At 68.5% G+C, this 17,456-nt stretch carries 12 protein-coding genes; 6 read left to right on the forward strand and 6 right to left on the reverse strand.

Going from position 1 to position 17,456, the window contains the following annotated elements:
• The first annotated feature begins 76 nt into the window (after positions 1-76).
• Complete coding sequence (locus tag AB3347_RS23460) at positions 77-373, forward strand: hypothetical protein (protein WP_369094128.1); 297 nt, start codon at positions 77-79, stop codon at positions 371-373.
• A 22-nt stretch (positions 374-395) separates the two neighbouring features.
• Here the strand turns inward: AB3347_RS23460 and AB3347_RS23465 are convergent, their stop codons facing one another.
• Complete coding sequence (locus AB3347_RS23465; RefSeq protein WP_369094129.1) at positions 396-2,459, reverse strand: diguanylate cyclase; 2,064 nt, start codon at positions 2,457-2,459, stop codon at positions 396-398.
• Between the two features lie 334 nt (positions 2,460-2,793).
• Between AB3347_RS23465 and AB3347_RS23470 the strand changes: the two genes are divergently transcribed.
• Positions 2,794-3,291, forward strand: coding sequence for a DUF2243 domain-containing protein (locus tag AB3347_RS23470; RefSeq protein ID WP_369094130.1), 498 nt, complete (start codon positions 2,794-2,796; stop codon positions 3,289-3,291).
• 944 nt (positions 3,292-4,235) lie between these two features.
• On the opposite strand, the gene AB3347_RS23475 is transcribed toward AB3347_RS23470, so the two are convergent.
• The 3 genes from AB3347_RS23475 to AB3347_RS23485 all read right to left on the reverse strand — a co-directional run bounded on the left by AB3347_RS23475 (position 4,236) and on the right by AB3347_RS23485 (position 8,665).
• Positions 4,236-5,993 (reverse strand): ABC transporter ATP-binding protein, encoded by a 1,758-nt coding sequence (locus AB3347_RS23475; RefSeq protein ID WP_369094167.1) that lies wholly within the window; start codon positions 5,991-5,993, stop codon positions 4,236-4,238.
• A gap of 46 nt (positions 5,994-6,039) precedes the next feature.
• Positions 6,040-7,791, reverse strand: a complete 1,752-nt coding sequence (locus AB3347_RS23480; protein WP_369094131.1) for an ABC transporter ATP-binding protein — start codon at positions 7,789-7,791, stop codon at positions 6,040-6,042.
• Positions 7,792-7,891: 100 nt separating this feature from the next.
• Complete coding sequence (locus tag AB3347_RS23485) at positions 7,892-8,665, reverse strand: phasin family protein (protein WP_369094132.1); 774 nt, start codon at positions 8,663-8,665, stop codon at positions 7,892-7,894.
• A 199-nt stretch (positions 8,666-8,864) separates the two neighbouring features.
• On the opposite strand from AB3347_RS23485, the gene AB3347_RS23490 reads away from it, so the two are divergent.
• The 4 genes from AB3347_RS23490 to AB3347_RS23505 all read left to right on the forward strand — a co-directional run bounded on the left by AB3347_RS23490 (position 8,865) and on the right by AB3347_RS23505 (position 12,389).
• Positions 8,865-10,151, forward strand: a complete 1,287-nt coding sequence (locus AB3347_RS23490) for an amidohydrolase family protein (RefSeq protein WP_369094133.1) — start codon at positions 8,865-8,867, stop codon at positions 10,149-10,151.
• 103 nt (positions 10,152-10,254) lie between these two features.
• Positions 10,255-10,782 (forward strand): N-acetyltransferase family protein, encoded by a 528-nt coding sequence (locus tag AB3347_RS23495; RefSeq protein ID WP_369094134.1) that lies wholly within the window; start codon positions 10,255-10,257, stop codon positions 10,780-10,782.
• A complete protein-coding gene (locus AB3347_RS23500; protein ID WP_369094135.1) occupies positions 10,779-11,324 on the forward strand; it encodes a GNAT family N-acetyltransferase in 546 nt (181 codons plus the stop codon). The genes AB3347_RS23495 and AB3347_RS23500 overlap by 4 nt, the downstream gene beginning before the upstream one ends.
• 75 nt (positions 11,325-11,399) lie before the next feature.
• A complete protein-coding gene (locus AB3347_RS23505; protein WP_369094136.1) occupies positions 11,400-12,389 on the forward strand; it encodes a diacylglycerol kinase family protein in 990 nt (329 codons plus the stop codon).
• Here the strand turns inward: AB3347_RS23505 and AB3347_RS23510 are convergent.
• Both AB3347_RS23510 and AB3347_RS23515 read right to left on the reverse strand, forming a co-directional pair.
• Positions 12,386-15,307: an esterase gene (locus AB3347_RS23510; protein WP_369094137.1), complete on the reverse strand. Its 2,922-nt coding sequence runs from the start codon at positions 15,305-15,307 to the stop codon at positions 12,386-12,388. The genes AB3347_RS23505 and AB3347_RS23510 overlap by 4 nt on opposite strands.
• Positions 15,304-17,178, reverse strand: a complete 1,875-nt coding sequence (locus AB3347_RS23515; protein ID WP_369094138.1) for a glycoside hydrolase family 13 protein — start codon at positions 17,176-17,178, stop codon at positions 15,304-15,306. The genes AB3347_RS23510 and AB3347_RS23515 overlap by 4 nt, the downstream gene beginning before the upstream one ends.
• Between the last annotated feature and the right edge of the window lie 278 nt (positions 17,179-17,456).

The following is a 17,456-nucleotide window of genomic DNA, read 5'->3' on the forward strand; positions in this document are numbered from 1 at the left end:
GCCATGCGTTCTACGGTCAGCCGCGTTTTTGGCGTCCGGTGTATGCTGGTGGGCAAGCAGACTGCCAGGAGTCGACATGAAGACGAGCATGTTGGGCACGCTGCTGCTGCTTGCCGCACTGGCAGGCTGCAGCCGTGACGAGGAAGCGATGGGACCGGCCCAGCGCGCCGGCAAGGCGCTCGACGACGCCGGCGCGAAGGTCTCGCGCCAGCTGGACAGCGAGCTGGCCAAGGCCGACCGCGCCGCCGACGAAGCGCGCGACAAGATCAAGGATGCCACGAAGGACGCCAAGGGCGGCCTGAAGCGGGCCACCGAGGAAGTCGGCAAGAAGGTGGAGGACGCCGGCGAGAAGATCCAGGACGCGGTCGACTAGCAGCGTCCGCCCTGCAACTTCATCAGGCGCTGGCCCGTAGATCCGGCTGGCTCCCCAGCACCACCGACAGCTGCACCTTGCCGGCGCGCCAGGCGCCCTCGAGGTTCTGCTCGATCTCTTCCATGCACACCTCGGCCGGGTCGCCGAAGCCCTGCACGCCGTAGGCGCGGTTGCGGCCGTGCGCCTTGGCCAGGTACAGCGCCATGTCCACCAGGTTGACCGCGCGCTCCCACGGCAAGACCTGCGCGCCACAGGCGAGCGGGAAGGGCGCGAAGCCGATCGACACGTTCACGCCCAGGGTCTGGCCGCCGTGGGCGATCCGCACCGCCGAAATGCCGGCCAGGATCCGGCGCGCCACCTCGTCCAGTTCCGCGCGGGGCATGCTCGGCAGGAAGGCGAGGAATTCCTCGCCGCCCCAGCGCACGATCATGTCGGTCTCGCGCAGGATCTCGCGCAGGCTGGCGGCAATCGCGGTCAGGACCGCGTCGCCGGCCGCATGGCCCCAGGTATCGTTGATGTGCTTGAAGTGGTCGACGTCGAGCAGGAACAAGGCGCCGCATTGATCGCGCGCCGCGCCGGCGGCCTGCGCTTCCGGCTGCGGCGTGCTGTGCATGTACTCGAGGAAGTGGCGGCGGTTGTACAGCCCGGTCAAGGGGTCGCGCACGCTCTGCTGCTTGAGCTCCTTGTTCTTCTCGGACAGCTTGGCGTTGGCCTGGCGCACCTTGCGATACAGCAGGCCGACCACGGCCGAGGCCAGCGCGAACACTGCCGCCAGCAGCCACCAGACACGCTGCTGCAGGCGGTTGACCTCGTTCTCGCTGCGCAGCAGCTCGATCTCGCGCTGCTTCTTTTCGGTTGCGTATTTTTCCTGCAAGTCGAGCACTGCACGCTGGCGGCGTTTTTCGAACAGCTCGTTCGAGATCTTGCGTTCGCGGTGGTAGGCCCGCAGCGCGCCCGGCAGGTCGCCGGCGCGTTCGAGCGCCTGGCCGTATTCGACCAGCACGGCTTGCAGTTGCGGCCGGTCGCCCAGGTTCTCGTAGGCCGACATGCCGGCTTCGATATGGCGCTTGCCTTCCGCCAGGCGGCCCAGGGCCAGGTAGGCCTGGCCCAGGTTCAGGCGCGCGGTCGCTTCCAGGCCGGCGTCGTTCAGTGCGCGCGCCGCCGAGATCGCCTGCTCGGCGTAGATCGCGGCATTGCGGTAGTCGCGCAGCTTGAGGTAGCAGTCCGACAGGTTCGCCAGCGTATAGGCGGCCATCGATTCGGCCCCGATGCGGCGCTCGATCGCCAGGCTCTCCTGCAGCGCCTTCAGGCCGCGCCCGTACTGGCCGGTGGCGGCCGCCAGGCCGTATTCCGCGTGCTTCAGGGTCGACATGCGCCCGGGGGAGCGGGTCTTTTGCGCCGCCTCGACGGCCTCGGCCAGCGCTTCGAAACCCTTGTCGTATTCGCGCATCCGCTGGTACAGGCCGATCAGCGCATTGAGCGACATGACGATCTGGGTGGGGTCGCCATGCTGGCGCGCCAGCGCCGCAGCTGCCTGCAGGCGCTCCAGCGCTTTCGGGAAGTTGCCTTCTTCGGTGAAGGAATCGCCCGAGGAGATGGTGGCGCGCACCTTCAGCTCGATGTCGTCGGTGGCGGCGGCCAGGCGCTCGGCTTCCCAGGCCAGGCGGTGCGACTCGGCCAGTTCCGAGCGGCGGTAGGCGATGTAGGCCTTGCGCAGCAATCCCTTGGCCAGCGCGACATTGTTGTGGTGCTTGCGGCCGAGGGCCACCAGTTCGTCCGCCACGACGCTGGCTGCATCGAGCTTGCCCACGCCTTCGTAGCCGCTGGCCAGCTGGTTGAGGAACTCGAGGCGCTCCGGCAGCGGCGCTGCACGGCCTTCTCCCTCGATCGCGAGCAGCATCGGCAGGGCGCGTTCCGGCACGTACTTGTTGAGCTCGCGGATCTGTGTCAGGCGCTCGCCCAGCGGCAGGTTCCCGCTCGCCGCCACGCTATTCTGGCCGGCAGCCGCGGCGGATGCAATGCAGAGCGCCGCGGCGAGCGCGATGCCGCGTGCGCGCGCCAGTGTGCGGGGTAGGTGAGGGAACATGAGAGTCTCAGAACGCCGGCAAGATCACATCCGTTGGTATCGCGCTTGTGTTAACTAATTATATGCCTGTTGCAAAAGAGAAATTCACTTTCTCTTCAATTGTCACAGAAATGACACAGGCTTCTGATCGGCAAGACGCATTCTTCGCGGCCAGCCGGCGCAATGCGCGCCCGTGCGAACGGTGCAGGCGCGCCGTAGGGGGCGGGCTATACTTGGCCCGGTCCTGCTCCGACGCGAGGTGATGCGATGTGGAAAACACCGTGGTTCCGCTGGGGCGCCGTACTCGGTTTCGCGCTGGGCGGCTTCTTCGACGGCATCCTGCTGTTGGCCGCTGGTGGGGGCGGCGCTGGTCGGTTTCGGCAGCTGGCACGTGCTCGACACGCTGTTGTCGCACTGGCTGCTGCAGATCCACCGCATCCGCATCGACAGCGACAAGCCGCTGTTCTGGGACCTGCTGTGGCTGGCGCTGTTCGGCGTCCTGCCGATCTTGCTGGGCCTGCGCCTGCGGCGCAAGGACGGCGGCGCCGGCCTGCGCGGTTCGGCCGCGATGCTGGCGCTGGTGGCGCTCACCTCCGGCGCCGGCGCCTGGGCCCTGGTGCCGCCGGCGCAGAGCGGCTTTGCCACCGTGGTCTTCCACCCCGGCGCCGGGCCGCGCGAGGTATTCGCCGCGCTCGATGCGCTGGACGCGCGCCTGGTCTGGAGCGACCGCGCGATGGGCGTGGTGGTGGTGGCCGTCGCCGAAGAACGCCGCTGGGGTTTCTACCGGCACGGCGCGTTGCTGGTGAGTGGGGCAGGGGTGCCGGCCGGCTGCTTCAACTGGATGCGTACCTGACTCCGCGCGCCTGATAAGATTCCGGCAACCCAACCAGCTGCCGGCAACATGCGGATTCGTGAGATCGCCATCGGTATCGTACTCAGCGGCCTGCTTGCAGGCGGCGTGGCGCTCACCATTCCGACGCCGGAACAGGGACGCAGCGCCGTTCCCGCGGCGCGTGCCATCGCGCCGGTTTCCGTTTCGCCGGCCGCGCCGGCGCCACCCGCCGCCAGGCCTGCCGCTGCTGTGCCGGCCGCGCCGGAACATGGCGTGGGGTCGTGGCGCGACATGCACGCCAAATTCGTCCGTGCGCCGAGCCTGCGCGTGTTCTTCTACCAGGCCATGCGCCATCCCGGCGAAGGCGCCTTCTACTATGCGATGAACGCCCTGCAGGCCTGCAGGCTTGCCATGCGGGCCGCTCCGGACCTGCCTGCGCCACGCCGGGAAGCGGCCGCGCAGCTGCGCGAGCGCTGCGACTTCACCCCGCAGGGACTGGAAGACGCGGAGCGCGAGCTGCACGCGACCCGGGGCCTGGCATTCAGCGCCGACGCGCTGCTGGGCAGCATGTTCGATTACCTGGCTGCCGATGGCGTCGAGGGCCGGGCGGCGGTGCTGCGCGCAGCCTTCGACCAGGGCAATCCGGAAGTCATCGCCTCGCTGGTCGCATCGGCCGTCAGTGCCGGCATCCCGGCGGCGTCCAGGGAACGCGACTCGACCGCGCGCGGCGTCCCTTTCGGCACCATGCTGGTGGCTTGCCGCCTGGGCGCAGACTGCGGGGCGGGTGGGATACGCACCCTGGAGTTGTGCGTGCAGCAGGGCTGGTGCGCGGACAGCATTCCCGCCGCCCTGCAGCAGGGGCTGGGCGAACACTATGCCGCGATCGACCAGGTGGCGGCCAGGGTAGTGCGGGATGTCCGGCGCGGCGACGCCAGGGCCTGGCGCCGCCGCAGTAGGCCGACGAACTACAGCGCGATCTGCTGCAGCAGGTACAGGCGCTGGTACAGCCCGCCCTCGATGCGCATCAGCTGCTCGTGCGAACCGGTTTCCGTAATGCGGCCGTGGTTCAGCACGACGATGCGGTCGGCCGCGCGGATGGTCGACAGGCGGTGCGCGATCGCGATGATCGTCACCTTGCCGCGCAACTCCTCCAGCGCCTCCTGCACGATCTGCTCGGTGGCGCTGTCGATGCGCGAAGTCGCCTCGTCCAGCAGCAGGATGCGCGGCTCGCCGGCCAGCGCGCGGGCAATCGCCACCAGTTGCTTCTGCCCCGAAGACAGGCGCGAGCCGCCTTCGCCCAGCTGGGTCTCGTAGCCCTGTTCCAGCGCCGCGATAAAGCCGTGCGCGTGGGCGGCGCGCGCGGCCGCCTCGATGCGCTCGAGCGGCAGGCCGCGCCCCATGTCGATGTTCTCGCGCGCCGTCGCGGCCAGGATGAACGGATCCTGGGGCACCAGGCCCACTTCGTTGCGGAAGCGCTCGTTGCCGATCGAGGCGAGCGGCAGGCCGCCGATCTCGATGCTGCCTTGCTCCGCCGTGTAGTAGCGCAGCAGCAGCGAGAGCAGGGTCGACTTGCCGCTGCCGGTGTGGCCGACGATGCCGAAGAAGGCGCCCTGAGGGACGTCGAGCGACAGCTCGTGCAGCACGCGCTGGCCCTCCACGTAGCCGAAATTCACCTTGCGCACGCGCACCGCCGGCGCCTGCGGGTCGAAGGGCGCCTCGTTGCCGATGCGGCCCACGGCGTGCTCGGCGGCGCCGGTTTCGTCCAGCAGCTGCGACACGCGCGCAGTCGCCACCACCGCCTGCTGCAGGCCGCTGAACTGCATCGTGATCTGGATGAGCGGCTCGACCACCCGCGCGATGTAGCTGATGAAGGCGTACAGCACGCCCACTTCCACCGCATTCATCTGGCGCTGTCCGAAGCCGAAGATCACGATGGTCAGCAGCACCACGTTGAGCAGGTCCAGTGCCGGACGCAGCAGGAAGGCGTTCGCCTTCAACTCGGCCAGGCGCGCCTTGCGGTGCGCGCGGTTGGTGTGCAGGAAGCGCTCGCCGAAGCGCAGCTGGGCATTGCTGGCCTGCAGGACGCTCATGCCGCCGATCGACTCGGCCATCTGGCCGTTGATGTCGCTGCGCAGGGCGCGCGCGCGGGTCACGGCCGGGGCCGACAGGCGCTGGTACAGCCAGACGATGCCGACCACGGCCGGCACCAGCGCCAGCACCACCAGCATCAGGCGCCAGTCGAGCCAGGCCATCGCCGCCAGGGTGCCGACCAGCACGATGCTCGAATCGAGCATCACGAACAGCACCTGGATGTAGAGCGTCTTGACGGCCTCGGTGTCGTTGGTCACGCGGCTGACCAGCTGGCCGGTGATGGCGCGATCGAAAAACGCCATCGGCAGGCGCAGCACGTGGCCGTAGACCCATTCGCGCAGGCGTCGCACCGAGCGCATCGCCAGGCCGGACAGGCGGATCAGCTGCAGGTAGCGGATCCAGGACGACGCCCAGCCGGTGACGACCAGGCCGCCCAGCAGCAGCGACATGCGGGTCCAGTCCAGGTTGCGGGTCAGGAGGTGGTCGTCGATCAGGGCCTTGCCCAGCAGCGGGCCGATGACTTCGAGGCCGGCGGCGATGGCCAGCCACAGCGTGGCCCAGTACAGGTGGCGGCGCTCCGGATCGGCCGCGCGCCGCAGCAGGCACGCCGCCTGCGCGGCCTGGGCCCGCATTGCTCCTGGCATTGTCCCTTGCATTGCGCCCTGTTCGAGCGTGGTGTCAGGCTGCGTCAATGCTGGCCTCCAGTTGTTGGTAGCGCCACTGGCTGGCATACCAGCCGTCGAGCTGCAAGAGTTCGTCGTGGGTGCCCGATTCGGTAATGCGGCCGTCGCGCAGCACCACGATGCGGTCGGCCCCGGCCACGGCCGACAGCCGGTGGCTGGCGATGATGGCGGCGCGTTCCGGACGGGCTGCACGCAGTTCGTCCAGGTGTTCGAGGATGCGGGTCTCGGTGCCGGTGTCCACCGCCGACAAGGCGTCGTCGAGCAGCAGCAGGGCGCTGTCGGCCAGCAGGGCGCGCGCGATCGCGACGCGCTGGCGCTGGCCGCCCGAAAGCGTGATGCCTTTTTCGCCCACCGGCGTGTCGTAGCCGTAAGGGAAGCGCAGGATGTCGTCGTGGATCGAGGCCATCTTCGCCGCTTCTTCGATCTCGGCGCGCGAGGCGCCCGGGCGCGCCAGGGCGATGTTCTCGGCGATGGTGCTTGAAAACAGGAAGGATTCCTGCGGCACCCAGCTCATGGCCGCGCGCAGCGCCTCCAGCCGGTAGCTGTCCAGCGGATGGCCGGCCCAGCTGACCGTGCCGCGCTGCGGCGTGGCCTGGCGCAGCAGCACCCGCAGCAGCGTCGACTTGCCGGCGCCGGTCGGGCCGACCAGGCCCAGGGTCTGGCCCGGCTCCAGCCGCACCGACACGCCGTCGAGCGCGGGGCGCTCCGCGTCGCGGTAGGCGAAGCTGACGTCGTGGAGCGCCAGCGTGCCGCGTCCGATGTGCTCCAGCGTGCCCTTGTCCTCGACCGTGAGCGGCATGTTGAGCAGCGGCTGCAGGCGCGCCAGGCCGGCGCGTCCGCGCTCGACCAGCGACAGCACCCAGCCGGCCGCGAACATCGGCCAGATCAGCTGGCCCAGGTACATCGAGAAGCTGGTGAGCGCGCCCACGGTCAGCTCCTGGTTCCAGACCAGGTAGCCGCCCAGGCCCAGGGTCAGGCCGGTGGCGGCGGTCAGGGTCAGGCCGACCGCCGGTTCGTAGGCGGCTTCCCAGCGCTGCGCACTGAGGCTGGCGTCGGCGGCCTTGCCGGTCAGTTCGCTGAACTGGGCGGCGCTGCGCGCCTCTAGGCCGAGGGCGCGCAGGGTGCGCACGCCCGACAGCGACTCCTGCACGTGGTCGTTCAGGGCCGAGAAGCGCTTGAGGGCGTCGCCTTCCGCCGTGTGGATGTGGGCCGAGATGCGCCAGAAGGCGAAGGCCATCAACGGGAAAGGCAGCAGGGCGATCGCGGCCAGGCGCGCGTCGACGCCGAGCGTCATGATGCCCAGCACCATGACCAGGGTGAGGGTGCCGTCGAAGCCGGCCAGCATGGCTTCGCCGGCCGCCATCTCGATGGCGTCGATGTCGTTGGTGGCCAGCGCCATCAGGTCGCCGGTACGCTGGCGCTGGTAGAAGGCCGGTCCCTGCGCGGCGAGGCGCGCGTACAGGCGCGTGCGCAGTTCGACGCCCAGGTTGTAGGCGGCCGAATACAGGCGGATGCGCCAGCCGACCCGCAGCACATAGATGGCCACGCCCAGGCCGAGCAGCTGGGCCAGGCCGAGCAGCAGCGCGTGCTGGTCCAGGCGGTGCGCGGCGAGGCCGTCGATCAGGGCGCCGACCTTGCGCGGAATCAATACCGTGCAGATGGCCACGCCGGCCAGCATGAAGGCCGACGAGACATAGGCATGCCAATGTCGGCGGACAAAGCCGCCGATCAGCCTTGCAAGACTCATGCAGTTTCCTTGGAGATTGTGCGCCCGAAAAAACAAAAGCGGGCCGAAGCCCGCTAGTGTAGTCGCTTTGCCAATCAGGCGCAGGCGCGCCGTGCAGTGCTTATTTCTTGCGCTTGGGGGCACCCTGCGGCATGACGATCTTCGGGGCCGCGCCCTCGTCGGTGGCGCTTGCAGCGACGGGCGCCGCGGCCGGATGGGGGACAGCCCCCGCGCGCGCCGTGCCCTTGCCGGCAGCTTTGGCAATGGCTTTCGGTTCGGCAACCGGCACCGGTTCGGCAGCGGCCAGCAACTCGGGTGCTGGAGCCGGTTCGGCGACCACGACGGGCTCGTCGGCCGGCGCGATTGCCGCCAGGATGGCGGCAGCGGGGTCGGCGGCGGAAGCGGCGTCGCTGCTTGGCTCGGCAACGGATTCGAGGGCAGAGTCGGTGGCGGCAGCTGCCTCTAACGGCGCGGCAAGGGCCGGCGCGGTGTCGGCTACAAGGTCGGCCACGCTGCGCTCGACCACGTCCACCGTGTCGATCAGCAGCCGGGATGCCTGCGCTTGCGCCAGCGCCGCCGGACGCGGGGCATACGGCCGCATGCCGCCGGCGATGCCGAGCAGTTCGCGGCCATAGGCGAACAGGCTGCGCATCTGTTCCTCGGCCTGCCCGCCCAGGCTGAGCACGTCGCGCGGATCGCGCGAATTCATCAGGGCAAACGAGGCGCCCAGCGAACGCTGGACCGAGTCGCGCGATACCGCCAGGTTAAGGGCGGCCAGGCGGCCGGCGCTTTCCAGCGCGTGGGTGGTCATGGAGTTGAAGAAATCGAACTGCGCGTCGAACTGGGTCTTGCGTACTGCGGAAAACTGGGAAAACTGGTCGCTGAGTAAATTCATGAGGTTTCCTTGTCAGTCATTTATGGCGCACTGCAATATCGTCTAGTGTAGCCATGAAAGGCCCATATTGCCAACCACTTCTTGTGTTCTTTAATTAATGAAATATTGCGATGCAGCATTACCTGCATCAATAAACTTGCTCAACCATCTGATCCGACAAGAAATGGTTACAATCAAAGAAACAAAAGGAGGAGCGCGCATGGATCTCGTGATTCGCAACGCCACCCTGCCGGACGGCAGCCGCGACATCGACATCGGCATCAACGGCGAACACATCGCCGCCGTGGAAAAGCGGCTGGCGGCGCAGGGTGCGCGCGAGATCGATGCCGACGGCGACCTGGTCAGCCCGCCCTTCGTGGATGCGCACTTCCACATGGACTCCACCCTCAGCTATGGCATGCCGCGGGTGAACCGCAGCGGCACCCTGCTGGAAGGAATCCGCCTGTGGGGAGAGCTCAAGCCGCAGCTGGCGCAGGACGCCATCGTCGAGCGTGCGCTGCGCTATTGCGACTGGGCCGTGGCGCGCGGGCTGCTGGCGATCCGCACCCACGTGGACATCTGCGACGACCGCCTGCTGGCCGTCGAGGCGCTGCTGGAAGTGAAGCAGCAGGTCGCGCCCTATCTCGACCTGCAGCTGGTGGCCTTCCCGCAGGACGGCCTGCTGCGCAGCCCCGGCGCCTTCGACAACCTGAAGCGCGCCATCGCGATGGGCGTCGACGTGGTCGGCGGCATCCCGCACTTCGAGCGTACCATGGCGGACGGCGCCGAATCGATCCGCCTGCTGTGCGAGTACGCGGCGCAGCAGGACCGGCGGGTGGACATGCACTGCGACGAGACCGACGATCCGATGTCGCGCCACATCGAGACCCTGGCCTACCACACCCAGCGCCTCGGCATGCAGGGCCTGGTGGCCGGTTCGCACCTGACCTCGATGCACTCGATGGACAATTATTACGTGAGCAAGCTGCTGCCCCTGATCGCGGAAAGCGGGGTCGCGGCGATCGCCAACCCCCTGATCAACATCACCCTGCAGGGCCGCCACGACAGCTATCCGAAGCGGCGCGGCATGACGCGGGTGCCGGAGCTGCTCGCGGCCGGCGTCGACGTCGCCTTCGGCCACGACTGCGTGCTCGATCCCTGGTACGGCATGGGTTCGGGCGACATGCTGGAAGTGGCGCACATGGGACTGCACGTGGCGCAGATGACGGGCGTGGAAGCGATGCACCAGTGCTTCCTGGCGGTGACCGAGACCCCGGCGCGCATCCTCGGCCTGGAAGGCTATGGCCTGGAGCCGGGCTGCAAGGCCGACCTGGTGCTGCTGGATGCCGGCTCCACGGTGGAAGCGATCCGCCTGCGCGCGGCGCGCAAGCTGGTGGTGCGGCGCGGCGCGGTGGTGGCCGAGGCGCCAGGGGCGCAAGCGACCCTGCACCTGCCCGGACGGCCGGCCAGCACCAATTTCAGGATGCCGCCGCAAAGCGCGCACTGAAGGCCCGATCAAAATGCAAAACCGGGCGCACGATTCGTGAAATCCGGCGCCGTTTGAGGCTAGAATAGAACGCTTTCCAGTTCGGTAACGCCCTCAAGCAGCCGTGAAAGACATCCAGATCCGCCCCGCCGGCGAGCACGATTTCGATGCGATGTGGAGCATCTTCTGCGCCCACGTCGCCAGCGGGGAAACCTATCCGTTCACCACCGCCACCTCGCGCGAGGCCGGCCATGCCTACTGGCTCGGCCCCGACGTGGCCAGCTTCGTCGCGACCAGCGGCGGCGCGCGCCTGCTCGGCATGTACCGGCTGGTGCCGAACCAGCTCGGGCGCGGCCACCACGTGGCCAATGCCTCCTTCATGGTCAGCCCCTCGGCGCAGGGCGCGGGCATCGGGCGCCTGCTCGGCGAGCACTGCCTCGACGAGGCGCGGCGCCAGGGCTACCTGGCCATGCAGTTCAACTATGTCGTGAGCACCAACACCGCCGCCATCCGGCTATGGAAGAAGCTCGGCTTCTCGATCGTCGGCACCCTGCCCAAGGCCTTCCGCCACAAGCGCCTGGGCTTTGTCGACGCCTACGTCATGTACCAGATGCTGCAGGACCCGGACCACTGGCCGACGGTGGATGCATGAGAGCGCATCCTTCCGAAATCCTCCGCACCGGGCGCCTGCGCCTGCGCCTGCTGGGCGCGGGCGACGCCGCCGTCTACCTCGACATCCTCAACGACCCGGCCTTCATCGAGCATATCGGCGACCGCGGCGTGCGCACCCTCGATGCCGCCGTCAAGTCGATCGAGGACGGCCCGATGACCATGCAGCGCACGCGCGGCCACTCGATGTACCTGGTGGAGCTGCCCGGCGAGGGCGGGGCAGGCGCGGTGCCGGTCGGCCTGGCCGGACTGGTCAAGCGCGCAACCCTCGAGGACGTCGACATCGGCTACGCCTTCCTGCCGCGCTACCGCGGCCAGGGCTATGCCTTCGAAGCCGCGCAGGCGGTGGTGGCGCATGCGCGCAGGCTCGGCATCGCACGCCTGGCGGCCATCACCACGCCGGGCAACGCGGCCTCGATCGGTTTGCTGCTCAGGCTGGGAATGCGCTTCGAAGGCCGGCGCGCGCTGGCGGCGGGCGAGCCGGAACTGAACCTGTATCGCATGGACCTGCCGGAGGAGCGCTAACGCACCGCGGCGCGGCGGACGATGGTGGTAGGATGCCTTGCACATCCTTTTACCAACCCTTCGACCGAGCCATCGATGCCGACCACCGAGCCGCGCCCCGACGCGCCGTTCTTCATTGTCCTCAATGCCGGCTCCGGCCATTCCGAGACCGAGCTGCGCCGTTCAACCATCGAATCGGTGCTGGCCGGCGCCGGCCGCCTCTGCGTGCTGGAACTGGTCGACGATCCGGCCGAGCTGGCCACAAAGGCGCGCAAGCTGGCGGCCCGCGCGGTTGCGGAGCAGGGCATCCTGGTGGCCGCGGGCGGCGACGGCACCATCAACACCGTCGCCCACGAAGCGGTGCTGGCCGGCTGTCCCTTCGGCGTTTTGCCGCAAGGAACTTTCAACTATTTCGGCCGCACCCATGGGATTCCCGAGGACCTGGCCGAGGCCGTGTATTCCCTGCTGCGCGCGAAGGTGCAGGCCGTGCAGGTCGGGTTGCTCAACAACAAGATCTTTCTCGTGAACGCCAGCGTAGGCCTGTATCCGAAGCTGCTCGAAGAGCGCGAGCACGACAAGCGCCAGTACGGGCGCAGCCGCGTGGTGGCATTCTTCTCAGCAATCAAGATTGCCTTGCGCCCGCACCGTCACTTGCGCATCACGCTCGAGCTCGACGGCAAGGAGCGCCGCCTGCGCACCACCACTTTATTTGTGGGGAATAATCGCCTGCAGCTGGAACAGGTGGGGATGCGCGACGGCCTGATCGAGGCGGTGGAAGACGGCCAGCTGGTCGGCATCGCACCGCGCCCGATGGGCAAGCTCGGCCTGCTGCGCCTGCTGCTGCGCGGCCTGGTGGGACGCCTGGGCGACGACGAGGAAGTCGAAGCCTTTGCCTTCAAGCGCCTGCTGGTGCGCACGCCCTCGGTCTACGGGCGCAAGCGCATGAAGGTCGCCGCCGACGGCGAAGTGAGCACGATGGCGATGCCGCTGGAATTCCGCGTGCTCGAAGGCCGCCTGCTGCTGATGCTGCAGGGACCGTCGCGCAAGGAAGTGCGGCCGGTCCCCGGCGAAGCGGAAGCCGCTTAAGGTCCGTTCACTCTCAGCAGGCGCAGCCCATGGATGTCGAAGCGGTTCGACGGTCCGGTGAGCCCGCCCGCCGCGCTGAAGTTGCTGTTGCTGTCGAGATAGCTCATATTGTAGAAGTCGCTCATCTCGATGCGGTAGCGGCCGCGCTGCAGCTTGGCCGCCAGCGGCGTCGAATACACGGTCGGCGTGTTGGTCTTCGCCAGCGGCGTGTGCGGTAATTGCACCACGCCCTGCGCCACGATGCGGCCGCGACCGTCCTTCAGCGCCAGCCATTTCACGCCGCCGCTGATCCCCAGGTTCACCTGGTTCGCCGCATTGTGGTAGCGCAGCTGCACCTGGTAGTTGCCGGCCGCCGGCACGTCGATGCGCTCGACGGCGAAGCGGTCGCCCGGCTGGCCCCAGCCCTGCACATGGATGTCACCCGGAGCGAAGCGCGCATTCGCCGGAGCGGGCTTGATGCTGGAGACGGTGCGCGGATCGCTGACGGCGATCTCGATGCCGCCGTCGACGCAGCGCGGCACGCTGTGGTGGCTGCGGTTGCCGGTCGCGGTGAAGCGCGCTTCCACCGCATAGCAGGCGAACGCGTTTCCGCTGCGGTCGGTCCAGCTGCCGGCGGGCAGCCCGTCGGCCACCAGCTTGCCGTCGCGGTACACGCTGTAGACCACTCCCGCTTGCGCTTCCTGGGCGGCGGCGATCCGCAGGTGCACGCCGCCGGCGTCGCCTTGCAAGGCAACGATGGCCGGCTCGCGCGGGCCGAAGGTGGCGCCGCCGCTTGCATACGGATCGCCAGCGACGCGGCGGATCTCCTGCCTGCCCTGCACCAGCCGGCCCAGCACGATCTCGACCTGGTTGTTCTGTTCCAGCTGCGCCAGCGGGATGCGCTCGCCCTGGAGGCGCCGCCCGTTGACCAGGATGTCCTCCACCAGGTAGTAGCCGTTGTCCTGGCTCGCCTGGGGCAGGCGGATGCGCAGGTCGATGCGCCTGCCGTGCAGGCGCAGCTCGTGCAGGGCAATGGCGTCGGTGGCGCCGAACATCTGGCGCCGCAGTGTCGAGGTGACGAAGGGCCGCAGCAGCAGGGCGTCGTCCTGCAGCGACACGCCGAAGACCTGGCCCACCACCATGCCCAGGTAGGCGCCGACCGACCACAGCTGGCGGCGCGAATTGATCACCGGCCCGATCAGCGCCGGATTGGCTTCGTCCAGCAGCAGCGGCTGGCCGGACAGCCACTCGAGGTTCTCCATGTTCGACATGTTCAGCGCCGCGCCGCGCACCAGCGAATCGTAGGCCGCGTCGGCCACCGCCACGTTCTTCGCCTGGGCGGCGGCACGCAGGCCGTAGCCCGTCACGAAAGGCCACAGCGCGCGATTGTGGTAGACCGGCATGTCCGGCTGCTGGGGCCAGATGACGGGGGCGCCCATCGGCCCGTGCGGATAGTGCGCCAGGATCGACGCCGCGCGCCCCTCGTCGGCGATTCCGGCGACGATGGCGAGCGACTGGCCGAGCCAGTCGAACTTGTGCAGTGGCGCGCCGTCGAGATGGCCGGCCGTCAGGCTGCTGTACATGCCGGCATCGTCCAGCCACAGCTCGCGGTTGATGGCCTGCTTGAGCGCGGCCGCCCAGCCCGCGTAGCGCTTGGCGCGCGCGGCCTCGCCTTGTTCGCGCGCCAGCTTCGCGGCCAGCACCAGGGCCTGGTAGTGGCCGACGTTGGTCGACAGCGACTTCGAGGTCGACATCGCGGCCAGCTCGCCCGGGATCCAGGCCGCATAGCTCTGGTCGCGCCAGTCGAGGAAGGATTGTTCGCCCATGTACAGGCCGGTCTTCGGGTCGAAGGCCGCAATGCGGTCGTTCTCGATGGTGTTGCCCAGGGCCCGCAGGGCGCGCCGCGCAAACGGCGCACGCTCGGCGGCGGGCAGGGCGCGCAGGGTCTCCTCGGCCGCGAAGGCCCAGGTGACGCGGTCGGTGCTCACCGGCCAGCTGCCGCCGCTGCCGGTGTCCTGCACGATCTGCGTCCCATCCGGGGTGCCGGCCACCTGTGGGGCGAGTGAGATGCCCGCGCGCCAGCCGGACAGCTTGAAGTCGAGCGAATTGCGCACCCGCTGCGGGTCCAGCAGGGCCAGGCCCAGGTCGGCCGCATACGACAGGTCGCGCGTCCACACGTAGTGCCATTTCTCGCCGGTGGCGAAGCAGTCGCAGGGAATCGCGGCGCCGCCGTTGTAGTTGCCGTCGCGGATCTGGCTGACCGAATCCAGGCGCATCTCGGCGCCGGCCAGCGCGAACAAGGCATCGAAGGCCAGGTTGCCGGTGCGGATGCGCGGCAGCCCGGCCTGTTCGCGGTATTCGCTGTGCTGCGGGCCCGGGTCGCGCAGGTTCAGGGTGGTCGAGTGCGCATAGGTGCGCAGCGGCGCCGCGGCATCGGGCGAAGAGAAGCGCGCGCTTTCCTGCTTGCCGTCCCAGGTGGGCCAGGCGAGCGCCGCGACGGCCGCGCGGCCGGCATGCGGGTCCGGCGCCGCGGCGGCCTGCGGCGTTTCCAGGCGCAGCACGCGCAGGGTCGGCGCCGCCGGGTCGGAGGCATCCACCGTGAAGCGGTAGGTGCCGGTCTGGCGCACGAACAGGTAGTCTTCCGGGCCGGGCTGGGTCTCCAGGCGGTAGGACGTGTCCGGCGCCACCGTCACGCTCTTGTTGGCGTCGGCCACCCACTCATCGGCCCAGTCGCGGCTGCCCACCTTGAACGCATGCCGGCCCGGGCTGACCAGGATGTCGGCCTGGTACACGCCCTTGCCCTTGTGGGCCAGGAGGTTGTCGGTGCCCCAGCCGTTGAAGGCGCCGCGGACATACAGTTCCTTGTCCTGCGCGCCCGCGTCCAGGCAGGCGAGCAGGGCGGCGGCGGCCATGGCCGTCTTCATTGCGCGGCGCGTCATCGCGCCGCGTCCAGTTCCAGGATCACGCTGGCCCCGGCCGGCAGGCGCAGTTCCTGGCGCAGGTCGAAGCGCTTGCCGCTCAGGACGTCGACGCCGCCCGGGACGCCGGCCAGCATCTCGCGGAAGCGCTGCACGTCGAGCACCATCTCCTTCGGGTTGTTGTTGAGGGCGACCAGCACCTTCTTGTCGTTCGTATGGCGGAAGTAGACCCAGGTATTGTCGCGCGGGCCGTAGTGCATCAGCTTCCCGTGATGGATGACCGGTTGGCCCTTGCGCCAGTTGGCCAGCTTGCGCACCAGTTCCTGGGCCGCGCGCTGCCGGCTGCTCAAGCCCTTGCCGCTGAAGGCATCGACCTTGTCTCCCGCCCAGCCGCCGGGGAAATCGCTGCGGTAGCTGACGTCGTCGCGCTCCCTGGTGGCGCTGGTCATCAGGATCTCGTCGCCGACGTAGAACTGCGGGATGCGCGGCATCGTCATCAGGAGGACCTGGGCCATGCGGTAGCGGTCGAAGTCCTCCCCGACCACGCTCCAGATGCGCGACATGTCGTGGTTGTCCGCGAACAGCACCAGCTTGCCCGGCTCCGGATACAGGTAATCGAGCGAGAGCGTCTCGTAGACGTCGGTGAAGACGTTATGGCCTCCCTTGGCCGCCAGCGCGGTGCGCATCGCTTCGGCCAGCGGGAAGTCCATCAGGCTCGGGGTCGAGGCGCGGTAGCCGTCGAAGTTGTCCTTGCCGCGCTGCCAGCGCGCCACCACCGGCACCAGCTTGCTCCATTCCTCGCCCACCATGTTCAGCTTCGGGTATTCGGCCATCAGGCGCCGGGTGTACTCGGACAGGAAGGCGCCGTCCGAATAGCCGAAGGTGTCGATGCGCAGCCCGGACAGGCCGGCGTACTCGATCCACCAGATGTTGTTCTGGATGAGGTAATTCGCCACCAGCGGGTTGGACTGGTTCAGGTCGGGCATGCTCTCGACGAACCAGCCGCGCGTGAAGTTGTCGGCATCGTCTTTCGATGCGTACGGATCCTGCACGGCGGTGCGGTGGTGCTGGGTCGGCACGAACTTGCCGCCGTAGTTGATCCAGTCCGGCGTCGGCAGGTCCTTCATCCACCAGTGCCCGCTGCCGATGTGCGACAGCACCACGTCCTGGATCAGGCCGATGCCGCGCCGCTTCGCCTCTTTCGACAGGCGGCGGAAGTCCTCGTTGCTGCCGTAGCGCGGGTCGATCCGGTAATGGTCGGTGGCGGCGTAGCCATGGTAGGAATAGGCCGGCATGTCGTTCTCGACCAGCGGCGTCGGCCACAGCTGGGTGAAGCCCATGCCCTGGATGTAGTCGAGGCGGTCGATGATGCCCTGGATGTCGCCGCCATGGCGCCCGGAGCCGTTCGCGCGCTTCGCCTTCTCCAGCGTGTCCGCGGTCGAATCGTTGGACGGGTCGCCGTTGACGAAGCGGTCCGGCATCACCTGGTAGATCGCGTCGCTGCTGTTGAAGCCCGTGCGCTGCGCCGAACCCGGTTCGCGCGCCAGCAGCTGGTAGGCGTAGCTGGCCTGGCGCCCGGCGCCCTTGAACACGATATCGAACTTGCCCGGCCTGGCGTCTTCGCCGATGTCGAGGTCGATGAACAGGTAGTTCCTGCTGGGCACGCGGGTGACCGAGGCGATGCGCACGCCGCGGTAGGCCAGGCTGGGCTCGAGGTCGGCGATGCGCTCGCCATGCACCATCAGCTGCAGTCCCTTGTGCTGCATGCCGGCCCACCAGAAGGGCGGCTCCATGTGGGCAATGGCCGGCGGCTGGGCGGCGGATTGGGCCTGGACGGCGAAGGGAGCGAGGGCGGCGCCGGCGGCCAGCAGGGTGGCGAAGAAGTGTCTCATGGAGGTGGGGCGTCTCTTCGCCGGCAGCCGCATGCTCGTCTTCAGGTAGTCAGACTACAGAATCGATGCGAAACCAGGTACTCGAGGGTTGCCGCGCATGGTTGTGTTGCTGCGAGAATACTATGGAATGCTGGTAGCGTACAAACAGACGCTGGTTCAAGATTTCTAGTCAAAGTACAGATTTTCTGTAGTAAATTTTCATGTCCATGTGGAATTTTGTCGGACGCCATCGACGGCTTTGCCGAAGCGATGCACCAAGTTGGTGCATGCGGCGTTGC

This window comes from Massilia sp. X63, from assembly GCF_041023745.1.
GTDB lineage: Bacteria > Pseudomonadota > Gammaproteobacteria > Burkholderiales > Burkholderiaceae_D > Telluria.

Bases quoted from the DNA above. Each gene is read 5' to 3' on its own strand.
- AB3347_RS23465 (WP_369094129.1), bottom strand. From the start codon at position 2,459: ATGTTCCCTCACCTACCCCGCACACTGGCGCGCGCACGCGGCATCGCG.
- AB3347_RS23460 (WP_369094128.1), top strand. From the start codon at position 77: ATGAAGACGAGCATGTTGGGCACGCTGCTGCTGCTTGCCGCACTGGCA.
- AB3347_RS23510 (WP_369094137.1), bottom strand. From the start codon at position 15,307: ATGACGCGCCGCGCAATGAAGACGGCCATGGCCGCCGCCGCCCTGCTC.
- AB3347_RS23485 (WP_369094132.1), bottom strand. From the start codon at position 8,665: ATGAATTTACTCAGCGACCAGTTTTCCCAGTTTTCCGCAGTACGCAAG.
- AB3347_RS23480 (WP_369094131.1), bottom strand. From the start codon at position 7,791: ATGAGTCTTGCAAGGCTGATCGGCGGCTTTGTCCGCCGACATTGGCAT.
- AB3347_RS23490 (WP_369094133.1), top strand. From the start codon at position 8,865: ATGGATCTCGTGATTCGCAACGCCACCCTGCCGGACGGCAGCCGCGAC.
- AB3347_RS23500 (WP_369094135.1), top strand. From the start codon at position 10,779: ATGAGAGCGCATCCTTCCGAAATCCTCCGCACCGGGCGCCTGCGCCTG.
- AB3347_RS23505 (WP_369094136.1), top strand. From the start codon at position 11,400: ATGCCGACCACCGAGCCGCGCCCCGACGCGCCGTTCTTCATTGTCCTC.
- AB3347_RS23475 (WP_369094167.1), bottom strand. From the start codon at position 5,993: ATGCGGGCCCAGGCCGCGCAGGCGGCGTGCCTGCTGCGGCGCGCGGCC.
- AB3347_RS23515 (WP_369094138.1), bottom strand. From the start codon at position 17,178: ATGAGACACTTCTTCGCCACCCTGCTGGCCGCCGGCGCCGCCCTCGCT.